This window comes from Bathymodiolus platifrons methanotrophic gill symbiont (assembly GCF_002189065.1).
Taxonomy (GTDB): Bacteria; Pseudomonadota; Gammaproteobacteria; order Methylococcales; family Methylomonadaceae; genus Methyloprofundus.
Map to the genome: position 1 here is coordinate 1 of NZ_BDMN01000584.1, position 1,188 is coordinate 1,188.

Consider the following 1,188-nt stretch of genomic DNA (forward strand, 5'->3'; position numbering starts at 1 on the left):
ATATTTTTAGCTTCATTAGATAAGATACTAGCCAATTCATCCCATTTGCCTAAATGTTGCAAATGCTCAATTTGTTGAAAATCAACACTATTTAAGATAACCTTTGCACTATGCAAGCCACCTAATATTTTTTTAACTTCTTGATTAATTATTTTATAATAATTAGCCGAACTCTCCCAACTCATACCACCTAAAAGACCTATTGTTTTCATATTTTTCAAGGAACAGCCAAAACAGCACAATTACATAAATCATCACTTTCAAATACAGTCAAATCTCCCGCATTTAAATTAGGCGAAGGAAATAAACGAACAGTCAATGGTTTATTTAAACGAAATGCCATCGTGCCAGTATCTCTCATAAGTGCGCTTATTTTATCTATTGGTGTGTCTCCTGGTATTGGGACTGTATCTAAGCCTATCCCACAAACTGCACTATAAGTTAATAATGAACGAATATCATAATTTCCTTTTAGCGTGCCATCGGCAAGACCTGTATCTTCAGTTAATGCGAGCATTAATCCAGAAAATCCAGTTAATTGAATGTCTTTAATTGATTTAAAAACTTTTGTCAATAATGATGATGCTTCAACGCTTCCAGATGCACCGAAATACTCAACACCCATTTTTTCATAAACTGTAGCCATACTTTCGCAATCTTTAGAAGGTGCGGCTGAGCTATCAAAACCAGAAAATATAAATTCATCAGATAAGTTTGCTTGATTTATCATTTCATTAATAGATGATATATGATACCCAAGTCCTTCGCTCATTGCCTCGTAGTAATGATTAAACCGATCATTATGATTACTAATATTTAATTTATTTACCTGAAATAATATTTCTACCAATAAATCAGGAGTTTCTAATCCTATAACAAAACGATTTCCTAATTCACTTTTATGGTAACTAGCAGGAAAATAAGGTATCAATGGTTCACAATTAAAATTAACAGTAAAATTAAAATTACCTTCTCCTCTTGGTGTGATTTCGCTAATTCTTCTTACTGCTTTAGCAGAGTGTTCAATTAATTCATTATCAAGTATGCCATTATTATCAAGAGGTACATTCACGCAGACATGACATAAATCACCAAATTCTCGAACTAGCTCAGGAACAAGTGAAATTTCGTGTATATCTCTAGCCTCACCAATAGCAAATCTAATTCTTATATCAGATGATTCTAAGT

1 protein-coding gene and 1 pseudogene are annotated in these 1,188 nt (G+C 32.5%); both read right to left on the reverse strand.

The genetic code is table 11. The features are described 5' to 3' along the window. A pseudogene (locus CDZ78_RS20705) lies at positions 1-212 on the reverse strand (aspartate/glutamate racemase family protein); the annotation flags it as partial. 5 nt (positions 213-217) lie between these two features. Further along, positions 218-1,188, reverse strand: a 971-nt coding sequence (locus tag CDZ78_RS20710; RefSeq protein WP_087871618.1) for a DUF711 family protein, incomplete at its 5' end; no start/stop codon positions are given.